Genomic DNA, 20,604 nt, shown 5'->3' on the forward strand with positions numbered 1-20,604 from the left:
ATACTATCGGTCGATGTCCCTGCCTTTTGAACCTGAGGCTGTCGAGGCGCATGTCGGCAAGGGCGTGTTGCATCTCGCCATCAAGAAGCCAACCAAGGTCGTGAAGAGTTCGAAGACGATCGATATCAAGACAGGCGCTCCCCCTAACAAAGCTTAGCCCCTGATTTGATCGCAGCACCTCAGAGAGCCGCCTTCGGGCCGTTTTTCGTCTAGGTGCCCGATGACGATCTTCGCGGTCTTCGGAGTGACCCACAGCAGAACCGAATTGGCGGCCTCACCCCAGTCGGTCTAATCGTGCCAGAACGGATATGGAAATTTTCCGGGCGGTAACATAGGACGCGCCTGTCAGTTATGGGAATTAACCAGTTGCGCACATCGAGGACACGCGCCGTCGGCCGCATCCGTGACTTGGCGCGCAATCTCGTCCGTGAGACCTTCATGCTCCCAGCACGTGCCATCACTCTTCATGATGTTTCTGGCGCGGTAATAGGCGTGGGTTTCAGCGGCGTCGTCTCCGACGCGGATGATCACCTCTGGGTGGAAAGGGCAGAGAACCATAGCGCGCGTTGTCAACAACGCATAGCGCACGGCCGATTCCAGATTGTCGGTATCGACCGGCATCAGAGCCTCCTGCTTCGAGACGCAAGCGCGTTTGAGCGCGGGAGCAAGGCGCAGCCCAATCCTGATGCGCCTGACCGCAGCGTCGCTCGGTACAGTGCCACTGCGCGATACCATCGCGACTACTTTCGCTCGGCGTCAGCCTCCTGCTCGAGCCGCAAAATATGTGCGCGTAGTGCGTCAAACCGCTCTTCGGCAACGTCGCTGAACAGTGGGTCCTTGTGACTCGTTGCGGCCGAAGTGATCTCAGTCCAATCTTGAGGCTTGAGGGCCTTAAGTGCCGCGGGAAAGAAATTGCGATCTTCCATCATCACGTGACGGCGCTCGTGCGCAATAAAATCGCGAACGATGATATCCACATCTTCCCGAAGAATTTCACGATCTGCGAGTACGCCGTCGACCGCCTGAGCGACGCGGCGTAAAAGCTGGGCCCCTTTCTGGTGTTCGCGAGCTAGATCACCGATCTTCGCAGCAGCCGCAGGATCTCGCGCCCTCAGCTTGGCAAAGACCAGGTCCTCCTGGGGATGATGATAAACTTCGGGGTAGACTTCGAAATAACTGATCACCGCGTGAATGACCTCGTAGTCGGGACGGTCTCCGCGGTCGAATACCTCAAGTTCCCGTTCGAGGATGGCGAGCAACTTCTCAATGTTGCGATGCTCTTGGGATAAGCGCTCTATGATCATGACAGCGCTCCATAAACCAGCCAAAATATAGTCTCAGGGCCAGTATCGGTATTTGCGATAGATCAAATCCGAGACAAATTAGGTGCGACGCACAGTGGCTGATTGCCCGATCTCAACCGTGTCGCCTCGTCGTATTCAATTCCGGCCGGACTTCGCCATTCGCGAAGCTGACGCCTATTATCGTATGTTCTGCTTCTCGCCCGAAGATATGGAGAAAATGAGCGGCGCGCTGAAGCAGGCCGGGCTGCGCGAATAAGTGGAACGACTGGAGCCGAACGCGCGCGGTGGTGTAGTTAGGGTTTTCGCCGGAGAGGAGGATCGGACGAGTGACCCCAATCCGTCCGGAATTGGCCCGTGGCTGACTTCCCTTCATGGCCTCGCACGGTCCGCTTCCGAGGGCTAAGCGGAAAGCCCTCGTGGAGACGCCGAGGGCAGCCTTTGACCCATTGCGGTCATGGCGATACTCGTACTCGGGAGCGATATTCGCCATGACCGCGCCCTTCTGTTGACTTGAAAATCAGTCTTCGCGACTGGCCAGCCTACGATAAACCGCGAGATCGTCAAAGGTAGGTGCTTCGCCGCGCCGCACGTTGGAATTGATGTCAGGCCCGACGACCAGCGATGTACCAAGCCCGGCATAGATGTACCGCGTGCCGAATGCTTTCTTTAACGCAGCAAAGGTCGGTTCGCCCGTGCAGTGCCCGGGGGCAATGTTCTCGACCTTGAATTTGTCCTTGAGCGCCGTCACGATCTTTTCAATGGCATCGTCAGCTGCAACAACGAGGTGAAAGCCCCCAGCTATGAGATGAATTCTAGGGTTGATCGCCGTTGCAGCCTCGACAATCCGTTCGATTCCCGGATGCGAACAGCCGACGACTAGAACAAGACCGTCCGGGGTGTTCACTGCGAGCGAGAGTTCTTTGAGTTCCTTTGTGCCGGGAAGATCAGAAACCAGAGCGATCAGAGTAAAGCCTGGTGCTATCTCCGTCGTCTGATCAATCAGTTCGAAGTTTGCATTGGGCCATGCGGCGCCGAACTCCAGGATGTTCGGCGGTTTGCCGCCGTAATATCGCATCTCTTCAGGCAGAGAATCGTCTTTGCGATAGAAGGTCGATGGAAGCGATGAACCGTAGATGCCGAATCCCTCCTTGGGAGCGTAGATCTTCACCTTCGGGTTCACACTGAGCACATAGCTCAATCCGGCCATGTGATCGGAATGCCTGTGAGAGAGAACCACAAAATCAAGAGCGGTAAGGTCAACCCCTTTCGCCCTGACATTCCTCGCAAAGATCTCCGCGCTATCTCCTGTATCAAATAAGATGCGCTTTCCCGCGACCTCCACCAGCGCGGAGAACCCCCAGTCCTTTGTCATTGCGGGATCGGCGCCAAACGCGTCATAGAGGATCGTAATCTTGCTGCTCGGCTCGGCCGCGATGCTCGCGCAAGAGGTCGCCACTATTGCGCAGGTGACAGCGGCGGCGATGAAACTCCATCTTCCGAATGTCATGGATGTGCCTCCTCTTCGGTTGGACTTCCGCTGAAGATTGAGTTGGCGCAGTCCGACTTCGACTGGCTGGGTACTATGGCACCGATCGCAAGTCGCGGACTGTCGCTCATCTTCCGATGCTCCCGGCCGATCGGCAACGAGACATTTTTGAGCTTGGGACTTGAACCTTCCGGCGCTTAGATCGACGTCCGCCGAATTGTTTCGGGTTGTGGAGCAGGCCCGGCTGGTCCGCTTGTGGCCCATCGCGACATTTGCTGCAATTGCACAAAGGCGGTCGCTGCCGGGGCAAACCGGACATCGAGAAAATTAATGAGTACGCGGCCTGGGTATCGCTCCATGCCCCAAATGAAAACACCCGCGGTGGATTGCTCCGCGCGGGTGTGACGAACTCTCGATGACGCCATTATGCCGGTGTTTTGCCCGACGTGTCAAACTGACCGGAAGGCGCCACCTTTCGGTTTCAAGGCGTCAGCTGTTCGGAGTTACTGTCGTGCTGCGCCACTGGATCCCGGGATTTGTCCTCCGAACCTCGACGAGCCGGTGCCGCTGACGCTGGTCGGCCCGCCCGCCGTCCCGTTCGGGTCGGTACGTGCAGCCGTCCTTCCGGGACCGTGCATCATGTTCATCGAGCTGAACCAGCCGTGATGATGATGGCGTTTGGCGCTGTGGGCCGAGGCATAGCCGGTCGAGCAGGCGAGGACGATCGCTAAAGTAAGGGTTGCGGTTTTCATCGGCGTTCCTCCAGTTGAGGCAACTGCTTGGGCAGGCGACTGTTCCTCAGCTGTTGCGCCGAACCGACGTTTTGCACCGAAACGTCAACGGCTTCGCCGCAGGCACAGGGCATGGGCCGGAAAGCGGCCTTCTACTGTGCATGGGGTTGTTTTCGAAGTTTTGTTTTGAGCTGGCCGAAACAGCCGCGCGTCAGCGCCGGCCGCGCGGGGCTTCGGCCTTGGCCGGCGGCTCGGTCTGCGGCGCGCAGGTCGCGGCCTGGAGCGAGGCCTGCGCCTGCGGCATCAGGCCGGGCTCGGCGGCGAGGGCCTTCATCACGATCAGGCCGGTGGTGCTCGGAGAGTCGATGATCAGGCGGTCGGCCGCCGTGACCTCCTCGTCCTCGGGCAGCTCGTTGTGCTGCGCTTCGGTCATTAGGTCGAGCTCGATCACCTTCTTGCCGGCCGAGCGGTCGTTGATGGCGTAATAGGCGATCTCGTTGCGTGTGTAGAACGACACCGACGTATAGGCCTGGCTCACCGGCACCGTCAGCTTGAGCGGGCCGCCCGTGAGGTCATAGCGGCAGATCGCGATCGCAAACGCCGGGTCCATGAACGGCATCGGCGAGGTCTGCGGATCGGCGAGGGGAAGCTGGGTGACGCCGTTGACCTTGGTCATCGGCGTCAGCCGCGAATAGGCGTCCTGCGTCGCGATCCGCGGCAGCGCCAGCACGCTGACGAGATGGACCACGAGGCCCAGCACCACGCCCGCGACGATGGTGAACATGAGGCGGATCATGAGCAGCCCACCGTCTTGATGGTGGGCATCGGCGCATCGCGCTGGGTGCGGGTGGCAACGCCGACAGGGGTGTCGTAGAGGCGCAGCATCAAGCCGTAACGCTCGATGCCGCCGGTCGGCAGCCAGTTGCCGGCGCGCGAGCGCGCGGCGATGCGGATCTCGAACGAGCCGTCGGACGACCGCACGATCTCCTGGCTGGTGAAGCCGTAACGCTGGAGCGAGTTGGCGACCAGATGGCCCTTGCGGTCATAGAGCGTCAGCGTCCAGAACCGCGCCGGCGGCGTCACGCCGGAGACGACGACGTCGCAGCGGCCGTCGAGTGCCTTCTTCTTGTCGTCGGCGGTGGCGGTGAAGGCGACGCCGTCACCGGTGCCGATCGGCAGCTCGCCGTTGCGCACGATGGTGGCGCGCGAATAGGGGTCGACGTCTGCCGTGCCGGTGCGCGGACGCGCAGTCCACGCGCCGATCGTCAGCGCGCCGATCTCGGTGCCGCGCGTGGTCGTCATCCAGGTGGCACCCAGGCCGACCACGGTTGCGAGAAGAAGCGCCGTCAATGTGATCAGGATCAGCCGCACGGACGTCGATCAGTTCTTGCGCGGAGCGGATGCGTTCGCATTCTCTTCCGCATAGTTCTGCGGGAAGGCGAGCGCGCTCGTCGACGGCGACGGGCTCGCCTGCTTGCTGTCGTCGGCCGCCGATTTGTTCGCGGTCTTGGCGGCCTCGTCGAGCATCTTCTCGACGCGCACCAGGATGTCGGCGCCGCGCTTGGTCAGCACCGGCGGCGGACCGGGCTTGGTCTCCAGCACTTTCGGCGCCGCGCTGGCCTGCGCGTTCGCATCCTTCGGCTGCGGCGGCAGCTTCTGGCCCATGCCGATGCCGGGAATCTCCCGGACCTCGACGCCCTGATGCGCGGCGACCATGATGTCGTGCCAGGTCTGCGCCGGCAGCGAGCCGCCGGTCATGCGGTTGGTCGGCGAGTAGTCGTCATTGCCGTACCAGACCGCGCAGGTGAAATTGCCGGTGTAGCCGACGAACCAGGCGTCGCGATACGCATTGGTCGTGCCGGTCTTGCCCGCGGTCGGAATGCCGTCGAGCGCGGCGCGGCGCGCGGTGCCTTCGCTGACCACGTGGCTCATCATGCCCGCCATGTCGGCGGCGATGTTCGGCGGAATCGCCTGCTTCGGCTTCGGCCCGTCGCGGTCCCAGCGCCAGACGAGGTCGCCGGCGCCGGTGCGCACCTCCAGCACCGAATGCGGCGTCACCGACTTGCCGCGGTTCGGGAAGGTCGCGTAGGCAACCGCGTGCTCGACCACGGTGACCTCGTCCGAGCCGATCGGCAGCGACGGCGTGTCGGGCAGCGGCGCCTTGAGGCCGAAGCGGCGCGCGACCTCGACGATCTTGGCGCGGCCGATCTTGGCCGGATTCGGCGCCTTCGGCTGTTCCTTCTGGCCGATCGCAATCGACAGCTTCACGGGCACGACGTTGATCGAGCGCGTGATCGCCTGCGTCAGCGTCACCGAGCCGGAATAGGAATGACCATAGTTCTGCGGGCACCAATTGCCGATGCAGACCGGGCCGTCGACCACGACCGAGTTCGGCGTGAAACCATTCAGCAGGGCCGTGGTGTAGACGTAGGGCTTGAACGACGAACCAGGCTGGCGATAGGCATCGGTGGCGCGGTTGAACTGGCTGGCGCCATAGTCGCGGCCGCCGACCATGGCGCGGATGCCGCCGTCGAGATCGGCGACGACGGTCGCGGCTTGCGTCGCGTGATAGTCGCGGCCGAACTGGCGCAGCTGGTTCTCGATCGCGTCTTCGGCGGCCTTCTGCACGTTGGTGTCGATCGCGAGGCGAACGACGAAGACGCGCTCGGTGTAGGACTTCGGGAAAGTGTCGACCAGCTTGCGCATCTCGTCGAAGGCGTAGTCGAGATAGTAGTTCGGCGAAGCCTCGTCGCGGCGGTCGACGGCGAAGGCCGGATTGCGGCGGGCGCCGAACACCTGGCCCTCGGTCATGAAGCCGGCATCGACGAGATTGTCGAGCACGACGTTGGCGCGGGCGCGGGCGGCCGGCAGGTTGATGTGCGGGGCGTATTTCGTCGGCGCCTTGAACAGGCCGGCGAGCATCGCAGCTTCCGCCAGCGTCACGTCGCGCGCCGACTTGTTGAAGTAGAAGTGCGCTGCGCCGTCGACGCCGAACGTGCCGCCGCCCATATAGGCGCGGTCCAGGTACAGCTTGAGGATCTCGTTCTTGGTCAGGCGCCATTCCAGCCAGACCGCGAGGAACGCCTCGTTGATCTTGCGCTCGATGGTGCGCTCGTTGCTCAGGAACAGGTTCTTGGCGAGCTGCTGGGTGATCGAGGACCCGCCCTGGCGGACGCCGCCGGCCTGGGCGTTGGTGACGAGCGCGCGCGCGGTGCCGGCGATGTCGATGCCGAAATGGTCGTAGAAGCGGCGGTCCTCGGTCGCCAGCGTCGCCTTGATCAGCACGTCGGGGAAATCTTCCAGCGGGATCGAGTCGTTGTGCTTGATGCCGCGGCTGCCGATCGGGTTGCCGTAGCGGTCGAGGAACGTCACCGCGAGGTCGGACTTCTTCAGCCAGTCCTCGTCCGCAGTCTCGCGGAAGGCGGGGATGGCGAGCGTGAGCAGCAGCACGAGCCCGCCCAGCCCGAGGGTCGCGGCCTCCGACAGCGGCTCGATGAACACCCAGCGCTTCCACCGCCCGACATAGAAACGGTCCATGAAGGTCGAGTAGCGCTCATAGAGCTCGCGGATGCCCTTGGCCGAGGAGAACAGCGAGGAGTCGATGCGCGCATCGAGGTCCAGGAAGAAATTCCGGACCTTGCTCTTCCAGTTGGATGGTGTGTTCTGGACCACCTAGAACCCTTGAGGCTCGGTTCGATAGCGTTCAAGCACCCGGCCGGGGGCGGCGCCGGGACGTCTTGAGGGAATGTTGCGGCAAACCCAAGGCGCCCGGCAAGCGCCCGAGGGACTTGTTGTTCCTTCTAGCCGAGCATGGCCTATAAACCAATGGTCAGGCTCGCTATTTTGAACAACAGGCCTAATTGACCCCGGTTCATTACGGGCGTTTGGAGGGCCTTGCTTGCAGCATGCTGGCCGCACGCCCTAGATGGCGTTAGCCGTAGCTCTTTCGAACCTTGTTGAGGCGCATGACCGCAGCTCCCAAACGACCTTCCGGGCAGGAAGGATTCTTCTGGAAAACCAAGACGTTGGAAGAGATGTCTCGGGAAGAGTGGGAAAGCCTGTGCGACGGCTGCGGCCGCTGCTGCCTGAACAAGCTCGAGGACGAGGACACGGGCCAGATCTATTTCACCCATGTCGGCTGCAAGCTGCTCGATGCCGGCACCTGCGCCTGCAAGGACTACCCGAATCGCTCCGACAAGGTTCCCGACTGCGTCCGCCTGACGCCCGCCAATGTCCGCACCCTGAACTGGCTGCCGCCGAGCTGCGGCTACAAGCTCGTTGCCGAGGGGCGCGACCTCTATTGGTGGCATCCGCTGGTGTCAGGCGATCCCAATACCGTGCATGAGGCCGGCGTGTCCGTGCGCGGCCGCGTCGAGGGCAGCGAAGAGGACATCCCGGACGAGGAGCTCGAGGACCACATCGTGCAATGGCCGGCCGTGCTGCCGAAACGGGCACGCCTGAAGCGACGTCCGAAGGACTGATCCGCCGCACGCGGGATCACATGTTCGGGATGGCCCCCGCGCGGGATGCACCCATGCGCTGCGGCGCCTGCCTGGGAAGGATTTTGCTCTCTACATTGCCTGCATAGAACGAATCCTTCGCGGCGTTGTGCCGCCACATCACGTCCGATCGAGATGAACAAGTTCGACCGGCAGAGCAGTTCTGCCGACATCCAGGCTTTGCCCGACGACATCGCCGAAGAGCTGTCCCGCCTTCCGAGCGAGGTCATCAGCGTCGATGACGCGCCGTCCATCTCTCCGCCCGCGGCGCTGACCTCGGACGAGGTCCGAACCATCGTCATCAGCCTGATGCTGACGATGTTCCTCGCCGCGCTCGACCAGACCATCGTCGCGACCGCGCTGCCGACCATCGGGCGCCAGTTCCAGGACGTCTCGAACCTGTCCTGGGTCATCACCGCCTATCTGCTCGCCTCGACTGCGGTTGCGCCGGTGTTCGGGACGTTGAGCGACATCTACGGCCGCAAGGCCATGATCATCACCTCGCTCAGCCTGTTCGTCGCAGGCTCGATCCTCTGTGCGATCGCCCCGAATATGCCGATGCTGATTCTGGCGCGCGGCCTGCAGGGCCTCGGCGGTGGCGGCATCATGCCGGTCGTGCAGACCGTGATCTCCGACGTCGTGAGCCCGCGCGAGCGCGGCCAATACCAGGCCTATTTCTCCAGCGTCTGGATGGTCGGCGGCATTTTGGGGCCCGTGATCGGCGGCGTATTCGCCGAGCATTTGCACTGGTCCATGATCTTCTGGATCAATCTGCCGCTCACGGCCGCGGCGCTCGCGCTGCTGCTGCCGAAGATGAAGAAAATCCCGGTCTTTCACCGCAAACGCGAGGTCGACTGGCTCGGCGGCGTGCTGCTGATGGCCTCCGCCGTTGTCTTCATGCTGGTGCTGACCTGGGGCGGTACGCGTTACCCGTGGCTGTCGCCGACGGTGCTTGCGATGATCGGCGGCGCTGTCGCGCTCGCCGTCACCTTCGTCTGGCACGCGCGGCGGGCGGATGAGCCGTTCCTGCCTTTGCCGTTGCTCGGCGGATCGGTCGCCCCTTATGGGCTGACGGCCGGCGGCTGCGCGCTCGGTGCGATCACCGGCCTCACGGTCCAGCTGCCGCTTTATTACGAGTCGGTCTATCACCTCAGCGCCAGCAAGGCCGGTCTCGCGCTGATCCCGCTTGCGGCGGTCTCGACCTGCGGCGCGGCAATCGCCGGCCGCACCATGGCGCGCGCCAAGCACTACAAGCGCGTCGCCATCATCGGTACGTCCTGGGCCGCGCTGTGCGGTCTCGGCCTCACGTTCACGACGCTGCCGCTATGGGCCCTGCTGACGCTGATGGCCGCGTTCGCGCTCGGCCTCGGCACGACCTTCCCGGTCTGCGTGGTCTCGCTGCAGAATTCGGTCGCCCGCCCGCAGGTCGGCACCATCACCGGCGCGCTGAACTTCTTCCGCTCGCTGATGTCCTCGTTCACGGTCGCGGCCTTCGCGGCGATCCTGCTGATCGCGCTCGGCGCCGACATTCCGCTCGCCGGCGAGCACCACGCCGCCGGCAGCGTCGTGATCCCCACCGAGGACATGCGGCACGCGTTCCGCTACGTGTTCGGCGCCGCCACCGCGCTGATGGCCGGCGCCGCGTTCTGCCTGATCATGATGGAGGAGCGGCCGCTCGCCGGTCCCTCCGTTACCAAGCATGTGGAGATGGCGGAATAGGAGTTAGCCACCGCGATCGGGATCGTCGTCGACATTGCCCGCGCCGGCCTTCCGCGCCTTCGCCGCGAGCTCTTCCTTGAGCCGCGCCAGTGCATCCGCAGACCAATCACGGACATCGGTGACCGCGACCCAGGCATCGACGTAATGCTCGGGCGCGTAGACATGACCAAAGCCCATCGGGGTATCGGTCGCGACCGCCATATCGAGGGCGAGCTGCAGCATCGTGACGATCGGATACCATCGCAGCTCCGGTGAGACGTCAGGCCCGCGCGGTGCGCTCATCCAAGCCGGGGCCTGCAAGGCATCGCGATAGGCGAAGAACGTGATCGCGTCGCTGGCATATTGCAGGTAGACGACGCGTATCGCTCCCCAGGGCGTATCCGGCGGCACCGTGGGCCCGTTCTGATTCATGAAGCGCACGATGCGGCTGTCACCGAATTCCGGAAGCCACGCCGGCGAGTCAGGGTTGCGGTTTGCGGTGACCGAGCGCCAGATGCGGCTCTCGAACGGTGGCCCGCTCCATAGCGCGCCGGCAATGGGATCGCCGATCATCTCGAACAGCTCCGCGGATTTTTCCGAGTTCATGGCGCCGAGGCTGAGCCCGTGGAGATACAGCTTCGGCCGCTTGTCCTTTGGCAAGCTTGTCCAGTAGCCGTAGATTTCGGCAAACAGGGCGCGCGCCGCCTCTGCGCCGTATTCGGGCTGAAATAGCAGCGACAGCGGGCTGTTGAGATAGGAATATTGCATCGCCACGCTGGCGACATCGCCGTGGTGCAGATATTCGACCGTATCCATCGCAGACGGATCGATCCAGCCGGTCCCGGTCGGCGTGATCACGATCAGGATCTTGCGTTCAAAGCCGTGCTGGCGCTTGAGCTCCTCCAGCGCGAGCTTCGCGCGCGCATGCGCCGTGCCTCCACCGGCGAGGCCCACATAGACGCGCGCGGGATCACGTGCGGGCCCGCCCGTGACGGCGCGGATGTCCGCTGCGGTCGGACCCGAGGCAATGAACCGGCGACCCGTGCGCCCGAGCTCCGTCCACTTCACCAGCGACGCCGGACTTCCCGTGCGATCGGGCGCGGTCGGCTGCGGCCGTTCGGGCTCGTGCAGGGCGTCGAGTTCACGGAAGGAGGAGTCGAGCGCGCGAAATGCCGTGCTGATCAGGACATTGCTGGCAATCGACCAGAACAGCAGGCCTGCAGCCGCGATACCAATGACGTTCGCCACCTTGCGTGGAATGATGCGCCTGGCGTGCTCGGCGAGGAATCGCGACACGAGCGCGAACAGTCGTCCCAGCAGCAGCAATGCGGCGAATGTGACAAGGGCGATGCCGCAGACCTTCACCGGATGCGCGGTCTCGACCGGCGGCATCTTCATCACGGTGCGGATCGAATTCTGCCATTCGGCGGCGCGCAACAGATAGATGATGACGACGATCAGGCAGCCGGACGCGACCACCGCATTGCCGCCTGACCGCAGGCGCGCCGAGGGCTCGGGCAGCTCGAGATAGTGCCACAGCCAGCGCCAGAGGTTGCCGGCGAGATAGCCGATGGCAAAGCATCCGCCGGCGAGGGCGCCTTGGGTGAGATAGCTCCGCGGCACCAGCGTCGGCGTCAGCGCGGCCGCGAAGAACAGGGCGCCCAGCATGAGACCGACGCCGGACAGCGAGAGCAATTGTCGCCGAATGAGCCGCGCCAGAGTCATGAGGGCCCCTTCCGATCGCCGCTACCCTGTGGTCGTGTCCGGGAAGCTGCTCTTGCGCGGCAGGAGGATCGTGAACTCGGTGAACTGGCCCGGCTCCGTCGCGACGTCGATCGTGCCGCCATGCTGCTTCACCACGATATCGTGGCTCATCGACAGGCCGAGGCCGGTGCCTTCGCCGGCCGGCTTGGTGGTGAAGAACGGATTGAACATCTTCGCCTTCACCTCGTCGGGAATGCCGATGCCGTTGTCGCGGATGCGGATCTCGATATGGTCGCCGCGGTCGCGCGTGATTGCCGTCACGACCGGCTCGTAGCCAGCGGCGCCGTTGTCCGCCTTGCGTCTCGTCACCGCGTAAAATCCGTTCGAGATCAGGTTCAGCAGCACCCGCGTGATCTCCTGCGGGAAAACGTCGGCGGAGCCGGCCGCCGGATCGAGCTCGCGTTTCACCGTCACGTCGAACTGCGGCTTCTCGGCGCGTGCGCCATGATAGGCGAGATCGAGGCTCTCCTCGACCAGCGCATTGATGTCGCTCAAGCGGTGCTCGCCGCCGCCATCGCGCGAATGCAGCAGCATGTTCTTGACGATGGAATCGGCGCGCCGCCCGTGCTGCACGACCTTTTGCAGATTGTCCTTCAAGAGCCCGGTCAGCTCGTCGATCTCGTTGCGGACATCGTCGGCGAGCGGGACCGGCGCCAGCACCTCGTTGAGCTCATCGGTCAACTCGGACGAGAGCGAAGCAAAGTTATTGACGAAGTTGAGCGGATTCTTGATCTCGTGCGCGATGCCGGCGGTGAGCTGACCGAGCGAGGCCAGCTTCTCGGTCTGGATCAGCCGGTCCTGCGCGGCGCGCAGATCGTCGAGCGACTTGGCGAGCTCCCGTGTGCGGTCTTGCACTTCGTTGAACAGGCGCGTGTTCTCGACTGCGATCACGGCCTGGTCGGCGAAGGTCCTGAGCAAATTGATCGCCTTCTCCGGAAAATGACCGGGCTCCCGCCGCGTCACGCCGATGGTGCCGATCGCAAGGCCGTCGCGCAGCATCGGCACCACGAGAATGCTGCGATAGCCTCGTGTCCGCGCCAGCTCCTTCATGGCCTCCGTGAGATCGGGCTCGTTCTGCATGTCGCTGCGGAACGCATATTCGCCGCTGGTCGCCACGCGGCTGTGAATGCCCGACGAGTCGAGCGGCGCCGGGAACGTGCTGAGCAGCTCGGCGTTGCCGGCCTCGTTGTCGGTGGTGAAGGCCGCCAGATGCAGCATACCGTCGATGAGGCGTGTGACGGTGGAGGAATGTCCGCCAATCAACGCCTTGGCGCTGTCGGAGATGGCCTGGAACACCGGCGTGACGTCGGCCGGCGAGGCCGCGATCACCTTGAGGATGTCGGCGGTCGCGGTCTGCCGTTCCAGCGCTTCCTTGGTCGCGTTGAACAGGCTGACATTCTTGATCGCGATCACCGCCTGGTTGGCGAAGGTCTGGAGCAGCCGCACGTGATGCGCATCGAACGTCCCCGTCGCGCGGCGTGTGGTGATGATGACGCCGATCGCCTCGGCCTCGCTCATCAGGGGCGCGAACAGCATGCTGCGATAGCCGCGGGCGCGCGCGATGTCGCGGGCTGCCGGCTCGAGCTCGGTATCGGGCAGCTGCGCCGCGCTGCCGCCCGCCACGAGGCGATAGGGCGGGAACTGCGCGAACGGCACCGGGAACGACGCCTGCAGCACGCGGTCGCCGGCCGGATCGGTCGGGGTGAACGCGGCAAGATGCGCCGCACCGTCCACATAGCGCAGCACCGCGGTGGAGAAGCCGCCGATCAGGCGGTTGGCACTGGCGGCGATGGCGTCGAACACCGGCTGTACGTCGGAGGGCGAGGCGGCCATCACCTTCAGGATGTCGGCTGTGGCAGTCTGGCGCTCGAGCGCCTGCTGGGTCTCGTTGAACAGGCGCGCATTCTCGATCGCGATCACGGCCTGGTCCGCAAAGGTCTGGAGCAGCTGCACGAGATCGGGCGCGAATGCGCCGACCTCGGCGCGCGTGACGCTGATCATGCCGACCGGCGAGCCCCGGTTCATCAGCGGCATGAACAGCACGCTGCGGAAGCCGCGCAGCCGCGCGAGATCGCGGTTGAGCTGCGGGACGTCATCGGCTTCGCTGTCGGGAAACTGGATGGTCTCGCCGCCGCGCACCAGCTCGAAGGTCGGAAACTCCGTGATCTTCCGCGGGAACGAGGCCTTCAGTCCCGCGTCCGCCTCCGGGCTCGTCGGCGTATAGGCGACGAGATGCAGTTCGTCGCCGATGAACTGGAGCACGGTGGCGGAGAAGCCGCCGAGCAGGCGTTTCGAGCTGGACGCGATCGCCTCGAACACCGGCCGGGCGTCGGAAGGGGAGGCCGCGATGGTGCGCAGGATCTCGGCGCTGGCGCTCTGGCGGTCGCGCGCGCTCGCAAGTTCGCTGCGCAGCCGCGCGTTCTCGGCTGCGAGCGCATCGGCGACATCGTTGGAAGGGTTCGTCATTCGCATTCCGGCCTGATGCCGCGACCTGCGTGGCACCAGGGCGGATTATCACATCTTCTGCGGCCGGAGCCAGCGCCCGCAGCGAGGCCCGGCCTCACGTGCCCGGCCGCGACACCTCGGTCTCCTTGGCTGTGATGAATTCGAGCAGCACGGGTATGCCTTCCTGCGTCTTCTGGATGCCGCGTTTGATCGCGGGGATGATGTCCTCGGGCTTGGTCACCCGCTCGCCATAGCCGCCGAAGGCGCGCGCCATCGCGGCGTAGTCGCCGGAAATGTCGGTCGAGCGATATTTCTCGGTCGAGACCGGCATCACCTTCAGCTCGATCGCCATCGAGAAATTGTTGAGCAGGATCGACATGATCGGGATGCGCTCGCGCACCGCGGTCTCGAAATCCATGCCGGTGAAGCCGATGGCCGCATCGCCCCAGACATTGACGCAGAGCTTGTCGGGCTTTGCGAGCTTGGCGCCCATCGCCAGCCCCAGGCCGTAGCCGAGCTGGGTGGTCTTGCCCCAGCCGAGATAGGTGAGGGGTTTTACCGCTTTCCAGAACGGCGAAAGCTGGTCGCGCGGGCTGCCGGCATCATGAGTGATGATGGTATTCTCAATATCGACAGTGTGCTGCAGGTCCCACAGCACGCGATAGGGGTTGAGCGGGGCGTCATTGCTGGTGAGTTTCGGCATCCATTTCGCCAGCCACTCCTTATGCGAGGCCGCGATCTCGGCCGCGACGGCTGAGGCGTCGTGATCCGAGGTAACGGTCTTGCCGATCTCCTCCAGCAGCGCATCGAGCACGAGGCCGGCATCGCCGACGAGGCCGATTCTGGCCTCCACATCCTTGTTGAGATGGTTCGGATCAAGCGTCGAGTGGATGATGGTCTTCCCCTTCGGCATCGCGATGCCGAAATTGGTCTCGGTGAAGGAGCAGCCGATGCCGAAGATGACGTCGGCATCGCTGAGGAATTTCGGCACCGCGCGCGGTACGGCGAGACCGCCCGAGCCGAGCGAAAGCGGGTGCGTTTCCGGAAACGACGACTTGCCACCGAGACTGCTGGTGACGGGAATGGCCAGCCGCTCGGCGAGGCGTTTCAATTGCGGCCAGGCCTGCGCGTAATGCACGCCCTGGCCGGCATAGATCACCGGCCGTTTTGCATTGACGAGCAAGCTTGCTGCCTCCCTCACATGCACCGGATCGGCACCGTAGCGGGTGCGCAGCACCGGCGTGTAGTTCAGCGGCTCCGGCACCTCCTCGTTCCACATGTCGGAAGGAATTTCGACGATCACGGGCCCGCCGCGGCCGTTCTTCAGTTTCGTGAAGGCGCGGCGGAAGATGTTGGCGACCTCCGCGGCCAGGATGATTGGTTCGGAGGATTTCGCGAACGGCTTCATCGCCTCGCTGGAATTGAAGTTGGGCTCGATGTGCGACAGCCGGCGCTGATAGCCCATCGGCAGCACCAGCACGGGCACGGATTCGCCGAAGCACTGCGCGACGCCGCCCATCGCGTTCTCGGCGCCGGGTCCATGCTGCATGCAGAACGCGCCGATCGTGCGTCCCGAGGTGACCCGCGAGATCGCATCCGCCATGTGGATGCCGACGCGCTCCTGCCGCACCATCACCGGGCGGATCTCGGCCTTGGCCGCGTCCTCGATCAGATGGTTGACGGGATAGCCGCAGAGGATCTCGATTCCCTCGCGCCTCATGATTTCCGCAATGGCGGTGCCGAGCTTCATGGCGTCTCTCTCCCTGGAGCGAGGCCGGTTGATCCGGCCGATTGAGGAGAGAGGATCAGGAAATCCGTGAAGCGTAAAGCGGGCGCGGTGAGCGGGGCGGAAGGCCAGCTATGCACCGCGAGCGTGCACCGGCCCCGGCTGGCGACAATGGCCGCAGCCGCCCGGCGTTGGCCGCATGCGCTGCAGCAGGCGCGAAGCAGTTAGCAGATCCGGTGTCTCGAAACCCTCGGTGAATTCGTCATAAATCGGGGCTAGCAGGCGAACAGCTTTGGGCTTGCGGCCGGTCGCAATCCAGTGCGCGGCAAGGTCGATGGAGATGCGCAACGCGAAGGTCATCGCGCCGATGGCTCGCGCTTCGGCGAGCGCCTGCTGCAGCTGCCTTTCGGCGCGCAACGGCTCGCCGGCGTGGAGAAGGACCGCCGCTTCGACCCGCTCAAGCTCCGAGCGGCACCAACGCTCGCCCTGGCGTTCCTGATGGCCGATTGCCCGCGCGATGGCGTCGCGCGCCTCCGCGATCCGCCCCTGCCGCAGATAGGCGCGGGCGAGGACTGCCAGATAGCTGCCGATCCGCATCAGGAAGCGGCATGCGCATTCCAGGACCGAACCAGGCAACCTGCATTGGGATGTCTGGCGCGACACATCGAACGAAGATCGCTACGTTCTCGACGAGCTGTACCGTGACAGCGCGGCCGTCGAAGCTCACCAAGCCACGCCGCATTACCAGGCCTATCTGGCAAAAATTCCCGAGCTGGCTGATCGGACGGCCGTGGTCTTGGAAGCGCTTGAGGTCGGGGGACGGTGAACGGCGTCAGCAACTGCATCCGCGAACAGCTCCCCGGATTTCGCTGTGCTCCATCCGGGCTACGGGCTGGCGTTATGCTTTCCTATTTGCAGTTCTTGCAGATCGTCAGCTTTCGTCTCAACGCCTCATCTTCCGGATCGAACGAGTCCAGTTCCGTGGAGCCGTTCTTTGCCCCGCGCGACCGCGCCGGCGGCGCCAACTGGCGCGGGGTGTCGCTGTCCTCGCTGCCGACGCTGAAGCCATCGTAGTCGGCGGCGGGATTGGGCGATGCCGGAAGCCCGCCGATCACGGGCGTCGAAGGCGCTCCGCCGGGCGCGGTCACCACGGCCCGATCGCGCTTGGGCCGGGAATTCCTGGCGCTCGCTGGTGGGGGCGACGCTTGCGGCGGAGATGCCTGAGGCGGAGCAAGCGAAACCGGCGGTGCGGTCTGTCCTCTCGCGCTGTCCTGCGACCAGAGGCCGACAAACGCAAAGCTGACAGCCAGGACCATCGTGCGTCTCATCGGCATCCTCAAACAACCTTGGTTCAATGATCGAAGGCATGACTGTTCGGCCATGCCGTGCTGAAGAATATCAGCACCCAAATGGCTGCAAAAGGTGACGGAAATGGGGAGTTTGCCGCGCTCTAGCCGTGCGGGCTCCGCCGAGCGTGCGGGGGGTGTCGAGTCAGGCCAGAGCGGCCGTTATTTCATCGCCGAGCTGACCGAATTGAACTTGTTGTTGAGAAGCGCGCTGCCCGTGTTGTTGACGACGGTGACGATCGCGAGCGCGATGCCGGCGGCGATCAGGCAATACTCGATGGCGGTGGCACCATTTTCATCGGCAAGAAATGACCTGAGCAAAGTCATCGTCAACTCCTGTTCATCCGTCCAACGTAGGCTGGCGCCGTTTTCGGATTGGTAAATTGATTCACTAACTTTCGGGGGACGCGTGCGCGCAAAAGTGCAGGCGGGATGCGTTCTGCCTGCGGCTTAATACGATGCCATGCGTTGACTTAAGGTTTCATCACCTGATTTGGCCGGATTTGATGCTGTTTCTGGTCAGGACGTGATCGAGCGTCCCGGCGCGGCCTCGGCGGAGCGCTTCAGCACAGCGGCAAGGCGCCCGACCAGATAGCTCATGACACGCGGCTGCGACGGCGCGGGGCCGCCGGCGAGGCGCTCGTTCTCGGCCGTGTCGTTGACGAGGCTGATATAGTTCTTCCTGGCGTCCTGCTGCGGCACGGGCGTACCCCCCGGATTCAATCGACGGCGCAACCATGCGATGCGCAGCGGGAATCGAAGGTTAATTTTATCTTCCGTAGGATTACGTGGCAGCCTCCGAGGGCGAGCGAAAACCACGATGCGGCCTTAACGGATTGTTGAGGCTGTTCGCCGGGAGGCAAGAAACGCGAGCGCAGATCTTGTGAGCGACACAGCGAAGCGGATGAGTTTTGGTTGAATCGATGCGCGCTCAGGACTCGGTTCACCTCTTCCGACAGGGAGAGGTGAACCATGGACAGCCCGCCGAACCTAGTTTCGGCATGCTCTAGCCGCGGTCGGCATCCGCGTTCAGTGCCCGCAGCATCGCGATGCGGGCGAACATCATCCAGCCGCCGCCGGTCTCGGCCGCATGGATCAGCGTCTCGATCGCGGTCTGCCAGTGGGGGGTGTGCTGCGCGTCCTCGGGCAGCCGCATAATGTGATCGGCCGCCTCTTGCAGCGTTCGCAGCTCGCGCCCGCCGCGCAAGGCAATGGGATCATCGAACGTCGCCGACCAGGGCATGTCAGGCCGGCCGATCGGCGAGGGGAGAGATCACAGCGCGATGAGAGGGTGTATGGCGCTAGCCGGCCTTCTTCGCCCGCGCTGGCGCGCGCACCAGCTGCTTGTCCGCCTTCTTGGCGGGCTCCTTCGCCGTCTTCGCAGCAGCGTCCTTGCCGCCCTTGCCTGATATCGGCAGCAGCATCTCGCGCTGACCCTCGACGCGCTTCTTCGGCTTCTTGCCTTTGACGGCTTCCTTGGCGACCTTCGCCGCGGGCGCCGCATCCTTCTCGTTCGCGATGCTCTTCTTCAGCGCGTCCATCAGGCTGATGACGTTGCCGCCGGTCTTTGGCGTCGCCTTCGGGGTGATGGGCATGCCGCTGCGCTTCTTGTTGATGAGGTCGATCAGCGCGGTCTCGTAATGGTCCTCGAACAGCTCCGGCTCGAACGCGCCGGACTTCTTCTCGACGATGTGCTTGGCAAGGTCGAGCATGTCCTTGGTCAGCTTCACGTCCTGGATGTCGTCGAAATATTCGGTCTCGCTGCGGACCTCGTAGGGATAGCGAAGCAACGTGCCCATCAGGCCGCTCTCGAGCGGCTCCAGCGCGATGATGTGCTCGCGGTTGGTCAGCACAACGCGGCCGATCGCGACCTTGTCCATGCTGCGGATGGTCTCGCGGATCACCGCATAGGCGTCGTGGCCGACCTTGCCGTCGGGCACGAGATAATAGGGCCGGATCAGGTAGCGGTTGTCGATGTCGGCCTTCGGCACGAACTCATCGATCTCGATCGTGTGCGTGGAGTCGAGCGCGATCTCGTCGAGCTCGTCCTTGGTGACCTCGATGTAGGTGTCGGTATCGACCTTGTAGCCCTTGACGATGTCCTCGGAGGTCACCTCGTCACCGGTCTCGGCGTCGACCTTCAGATACTTGATCCGGTGACCGGTCTTGCGGTTGATCTGGTTGAACGAGACCTTCTCGGTATCCGAAGTGGCCGGATACAGCGCGACCGGGCAGGTCACGAGCGACAGACGCAGAAAACCCTTCCAATTGGCGCGGGGGGCCATGGGCTACTCCAAACGCAACGGGGACAGCTGACAAGGATACCATCGGGGAACACCGAATCATAGCAAGGCGCGACGCGGAATCTTGCAACTGCGTTAACCGGCAGCTGGGCTCGCGGTTGCTGCCTCAGGCCGCGGGCAAAACCGGAACATCATATCAGATCGAGCGTTGGCTCCAGGGCGGCGACATGGTCGTCGGCCATCGGAGGCGACATCCAGAGATTGAGGGCATCATGGCAACCACGCGAGAGCAGAACCGGATCGTCGAAACTCCGACCGAGGCCCGCCAGGGCGAGCCCGGGCCTTCGGTGGCCGCGCTGCTCGCCATCTCGACCGGGCTGGCGATCCTGATCCTCGCCGTCGTCTGGTTCGTGTTCTTCCGGACCTGACGGCCGGGTCCGGTCACACGGACCATCCTGACCGCCGCATGACGCGGCACATTGCGCCCGCCATGCCGCCGGCCCGTCCGGATGCGCGGCGGGCGCAGTCGCATCCGAGCGTGAGGAATCGTATATGACTAAAAAGTAACGCGGGCCGGTTCCCCGCGTTCATATTCGGTTCACGCCGGAATTGCTCATCTCTAGCGCAGTCCCTGCGGCCAAATATCTGGAGAGAAGCGTGCGCCTGCTCGTTGTTGAGGACGACCCCGATCTCAATCGCCAGCTCACCAAGGCGCTGACCGACGCCGGCTACGTCGTCGATCGAGCCTTCGACGGAGAGGAGGGGCTTTATCTCGGTGACAACGAGCCCTACGACGCCGTCGTGCTCGACATCGGGCTGCCGAAGAAGGACGGCATCTCGGTGCTGGAGGCATGGCGCCGCAACGGCCGCACCATGCCGGTGCTGATCCTCACGGCGCGCGACCGCTGGAGCGACAAGGTCCAGGGCTTCGATGCCGGCGCCGACGACTATGTCGCCAAGCCGTTCCATCTGGAGGAGGTGCTGGCGCGCATCCGCGCCCTGCTGCGCCGCTCCACCGGTCATGCCCAGAGCGAGCTCTCTTGCGGCCCCGTCACGCTCGACACCCGGACCGGCCGAGTCAGCGTATCGGGCAACCCCGTCAAGATGACCTCGCACGAATATCGGCTTCTGGCCTATCTGATGCACCATTCCGGGCGCGTCGTCTCGCGCACCGAGCTGGTCGAGCATCTCTACGACCAGGATTTCGACCGCGACTCCAACACCATCGAGGTCTTCGTCGGCCGCATCCGCAAGAAGCTCGACGTCGACATCATCCAGACCGTCCGCGGGCTCGGCTATCTCCTGACGCCGCCGGCCGCCTGAAGGCCTTCTCGGGCTTGACGGCAGCCCGAACAGGGGCCT

At 64.0% G+C, this 20,604-nt stretch carries 22 protein-coding genes and 1 pseudogene; 7 read left to right on the top strand and 16 right to left on the bottom strand.

Translation table 11 applies throughout. From position 1 onward, the window contains the following. Position 1: 1 nt before the first annotated feature. A pseudogene (locus tag AC5V87_RS13655) lies at positions 2-157 on the top strand (Hsp20 family protein); the annotation flags it as partial. Positions 158-345: 188 nt separating this feature from the next. Here the strand turns inward: AC5V87_RS13655 and AC5V87_RS13660 are convergent. Together AC5V87_RS13660 and AC5V87_RS13665 are read right to left on the bottom strand one after the other, a co-directional pair. Then, positions 346-621, bottom strand: coding sequence for a hypothetical protein (locus AC5V87_RS13660; protein WP_495371276.1), 276 nt, complete (start codon positions 619-621; stop codon positions 346-348). Positions 622-740: 119 nt separating this feature from the next. Next, positions 741-1,304: a hemerythrin domain-containing protein gene (locus AC5V87_RS13665; RefSeq protein ID WP_456839596.1), complete on the bottom strand. Its 564-nt coding sequence runs from the start codon at positions 1,302-1,304 to the stop codon at positions 741-743. Positions 1,305-1,398: 94 nt separating this feature from the next. On the opposite strand from AC5V87_RS13665, the gene AC5V87_RS13670 reads away from it, so the two are divergent. Beyond that, complete coding sequence (locus tag AC5V87_RS13670; protein ID WP_456839595.1) at positions 1,399-1,560, top strand: hypothetical protein; 162 nt, start codon at positions 1,399-1,401, stop codon at positions 1,558-1,560. A 261-nt stretch (positions 1,561-1,821) separates the two neighbouring features. Here AC5V87_RS13670 and AC5V87_RS13675 read toward each other — a convergent pair whose 3' ends face one another. The 5 genes from AC5V87_RS13675 to AC5V87_RS13695 form a co-directional block, all read right to left on the bottom strand. Continuing rightward, positions 1,822-2,811, bottom strand: coding sequence for an MBL fold metallo-hydrolase (locus AC5V87_RS13675; RefSeq protein WP_495371277.1), 990 nt, complete (start codon positions 2,809-2,811; stop codon positions 1,822-1,824). 482 nt (positions 2,812-3,293) lie between these two features. Next, entirely contained in the window at positions 3,294-3,542 is a 249-nt protein-coding gene (locus tag AC5V87_RS13680) for a hypothetical protein (RefSeq protein ID WP_456839593.1), read from the bottom strand. 190 nt (positions 3,543-3,732) lie between these two features. Continuing rightward, on the bottom strand, positions 3,733-4,317 hold the full coding sequence (locus AC5V87_RS13685; RefSeq protein WP_456839592.1) for a DUF1254 domain-containing protein: 585 nt from the start codon (positions 4,315-4,317) through the stop codon (positions 3,733-3,735). Further along, positions 4,314-4,892, bottom strand: a complete 579-nt coding sequence (locus AC5V87_RS13690; protein WP_495371278.1) for a DUF1214 domain-containing protein — start codon at positions 4,890-4,892, stop codon at positions 4,314-4,316. Before AC5V87_RS13690 ends, AC5V87_RS13685 begins: the two co-directional genes overlap by 4 nt. A gap of 9 nt (positions 4,893-4,901) precedes the next feature. Next, the gene (locus tag AC5V87_RS13695) at positions 4,902-7,193 is read right to left on the bottom strand and encodes a transglycosylase domain-containing protein (protein WP_495371279.1); all 2,292 of its coding nucleotides are present in this window, start codon (positions 7,191-7,193) and stop codon (positions 4,902-4,904) included. Between the two features lie 293 nt (positions 7,194-7,486). On the opposite strand from AC5V87_RS13695, the gene AC5V87_RS13700 reads away from it, so the two are divergent. Both AC5V87_RS13700 and AC5V87_RS13705 read left to right on the top strand, forming a co-directional pair. After that, a complete protein-coding gene (locus AC5V87_RS13700; RefSeq protein ID WP_495371280.1) occupies positions 7,487-8,002 on the top strand; it encodes a YcgN family cysteine cluster protein in 516 nt (171 codons plus the stop codon). Between the two features lie 153 nt (positions 8,003-8,155). Then, positions 8,156-9,739 carry an MDR family MFS transporter gene (locus tag AC5V87_RS13705; RefSeq protein WP_495371281.1) on the top strand — a complete coding sequence of 528 codons (1,584 nt, stop codon included), beginning with the start codon at positions 8,156-8,158 and terminating at the stop codon, positions 9,737-9,739. A 3-nt stretch (positions 9,740-9,742) separates the two neighbouring features. On the opposite strand, the gene AC5V87_RS13710 is transcribed toward AC5V87_RS13705, so the two are convergent. The 4 genes from AC5V87_RS13710 to AC5V87_RS13725 all read right to left on the bottom strand — a co-directional run bounded on the left by AC5V87_RS13710 (position 9,743) and on the right by AC5V87_RS13725 (position 16,250). Beyond that, a complete protein-coding gene (locus AC5V87_RS13710) occupies positions 9,743-11,443 on the bottom strand; it encodes an alpha/beta hydrolase (RefSeq protein WP_495371282.1) in 1,701 nt (566 codons plus the stop codon). 21 nt (positions 11,444-11,464) lie between these two features. Further along, a complete protein-coding gene (locus AC5V87_RS13715) occupies positions 11,465-13,948 on the bottom strand; it encodes a GAF domain-containing sensor histidine kinase (protein ID WP_495371283.1) in 2,484 nt (827 codons plus the stop codon). 94 nt (positions 13,949-14,042) lie between these two features. After that, positions 14,043-15,677: a thiamine pyrophosphate-requiring protein gene (locus AC5V87_RS13720; protein ID WP_495371284.1), complete on the bottom strand. Its 1,635-nt coding sequence runs from the start codon at positions 15,675-15,677 to the stop codon at positions 14,043-14,045. 108 nt (positions 15,678-15,785) lie between these two features. After that, entirely contained in the window at positions 15,786-16,250 is a 465-nt protein-coding gene (locus AC5V87_RS13725; protein ID WP_495371285.1) for a hypothetical protein, read from the bottom strand. A gap of 40 nt (positions 16,251-16,290) precedes the next feature. On the opposite strand from AC5V87_RS13725, the gene AC5V87_RS13730 reads away from it, so the two are divergent. After that, positions 16,291-16,479 (top strand): putative quinol monooxygenase, encoded by a 189-nt coding sequence (locus tag AC5V87_RS13730; protein ID WP_495371892.1) that lies wholly within the window; start codon positions 16,291-16,293, stop codon positions 16,477-16,479. Between the two features lie 82 nt (positions 16,480-16,561). Here the strand turns inward: AC5V87_RS13730 and AC5V87_RS13735 are convergent, their stop codons facing one another. The 5 genes from AC5V87_RS13735 to ku all read right to left on the bottom strand — a co-directional run bounded on the left by AC5V87_RS13735 (position 16,562) and on the right by ku (position 19,284). Then, positions 16,562-16,804: a hypothetical protein gene (locus tag AC5V87_RS13735; protein WP_495371286.1), complete on the bottom strand. Its 243-nt coding sequence runs from the start codon at positions 16,802-16,804 to the stop codon at positions 16,562-16,564. A gap of 357 nt (positions 16,805-17,161) precedes the next feature. Further along, on the bottom strand, positions 17,162-17,326 hold the full coding sequence (locus AC5V87_RS13740; RefSeq protein WP_456839582.1) for a Flp family type IVb pilin: 165 nt from the start codon (positions 17,324-17,326) through the stop codon (positions 17,162-17,164). A gap of 192 nt (positions 17,327-17,518) precedes the next feature. Continuing rightward, positions 17,519-17,701, bottom strand: a complete 183-nt coding sequence (locus AC5V87_RS13745; protein WP_495371287.1) for a hypothetical protein — start codon at positions 17,699-17,701, stop codon at positions 17,519-17,521. A gap of 304 nt (positions 17,702-18,005) precedes the next feature. After that, a complete protein-coding gene (locus tag AC5V87_RS13750) occupies positions 18,006-18,242 on the bottom strand; it encodes a hypothetical protein (RefSeq protein ID WP_456839580.1) in 237 nt (78 codons plus the stop codon). 58 nt (positions 18,243-18,300) lie between these two features. After that, the gene (gene ku / locus AC5V87_RS13755) at positions 18,301-19,284 is read right to left on the bottom strand and encodes a non-homologous end joining protein Ku (RefSeq protein WP_456839579.1); all 984 of its coding nucleotides are present in this window, start codon (positions 19,282-19,284) and stop codon (positions 18,301-18,303) included. A gap of 230 nt (positions 19,285-19,514) precedes the next feature. On the opposite strand from ku, the gene AC5V87_RS13760 reads away from it, so the two are divergent. Both AC5V87_RS13760 and AC5V87_RS13765 read left to right on the top strand, forming a co-directional pair. Continuing rightward, entirely contained in the window at positions 19,515-19,670 is a 156-nt protein-coding gene (locus AC5V87_RS13760) for a hypothetical protein (RefSeq protein WP_162832009.1), read from the top strand. Positions 19,671-19,899: 229 nt separating this feature from the next. After that, the gene (locus AC5V87_RS13765; protein ID WP_456839578.1) at positions 19,900-20,565 is read left to right on the top strand and encodes a response regulator transcription factor; all 666 of its coding nucleotides are present in this window, start codon (positions 19,900-19,902) and stop codon (positions 20,563-20,565) included. The last annotated feature ends 39 nt before the right edge of the window (positions 20,566-20,604 follow it).

Source organism: Bradyrhizobium sp. SOJA106 (assembly GCF_059448745.1).

Coding starts and splice junctions, on each gene's coding strand:
- AC5V87_RS13660 (WP_495371276.1), bottom strand. CDS start 621: ATGCCGGTCGATACCGACAATCTGGAATCGGCCGTGCGCTATGCGTTG.
- AC5V87_RS13665 (WP_456839596.1), bottom strand. CDS start 1,304: ATGATCATAGAGCGCTTATCCCAAGAGCATCGCAACATTGAGAAGTTG.
- AC5V87_RS13675 (WP_495371277.1), bottom strand. CDS start 2,811: ATGACATTCGGAAGATGGAGTTTCATCGCCGCCGCTGTCACCTGCGCA.
- AC5V87_RS13680 (WP_456839593.1), bottom strand. CDS start 3,542: ATGAAAACCGCAACCCTTACTTTAGCGATCGTCCTCGCCTGCTCGACC.
- AC5V87_RS13685 (WP_456839592.1), bottom strand. CDS start 4,317: ATGATCCGCCTCATGTTCACCATCGTCGCGGGCGTGGTGCTGGGCCTC.
- AC5V87_RS13700 (WP_495371280.1), top strand. CDS start 7,487: ATGACCGCAGCTCCCAAACGACCTTCCGGGCAGGAAGGATTCTTCTGG.
- AC5V87_RS13705 (WP_495371281.1), top strand. CDS start 8,156: ATGAACAAGTTCGACCGGCAGAGCAGTTCTGCCGACATCCAGGCTTTG.
- AC5V87_RS13710 (WP_495371282.1), bottom strand. CDS start 11,443: ATGACTCTGGCGCGGCTCATTCGGCGACAATTGCTCTCGCTGTCCGGC.
- AC5V87_RS13715 (WP_495371283.1), bottom strand. CDS start 13,948: ATGACGAACCCTTCCAACGATGTCGCCGATGCGCTCGCAGCCGAGAAC.
- AC5V87_RS13720 (WP_495371284.1), bottom strand. CDS start 15,677: ATGAAGCTCGGCACCGCCATTGCGGAAATCATGAGGCGCGAGGGAATC.
- AC5V87_RS13725 (WP_495371285.1), bottom strand. CDS start 16,250: ATGCGGATCGGCAGCTATCTGGCAGTCCTCGCCCGCGCCTATCTGCGG.
- AC5V87_RS13740 (WP_456839582.1), bottom strand. CDS start 17,326: ATGACTTTGCTCAGGTCATTTCTTGCCGATGAAAATGGTGCCACCGCC.
- AC5V87_RS13750 (WP_456839580.1), bottom strand. CDS start 18,242: ATGCCCTGGTCGGCGACGTTCGATGATCCCATTGCCTTGCGCGGCGGG.
- ku (WP_456839579.1), bottom strand. CDS start 19,284: ATGGCCCCCCGCGCCAATTGGAAGGGTTTTCTGCGTCTGTCGCTCGTG.
- AC5V87_RS13760 (WP_162832009.1), top strand. CDS start 19,515: ATGGCAACCACGCGAGAGCAGAACCGGATCGTCGAAACTCCGACCGAG.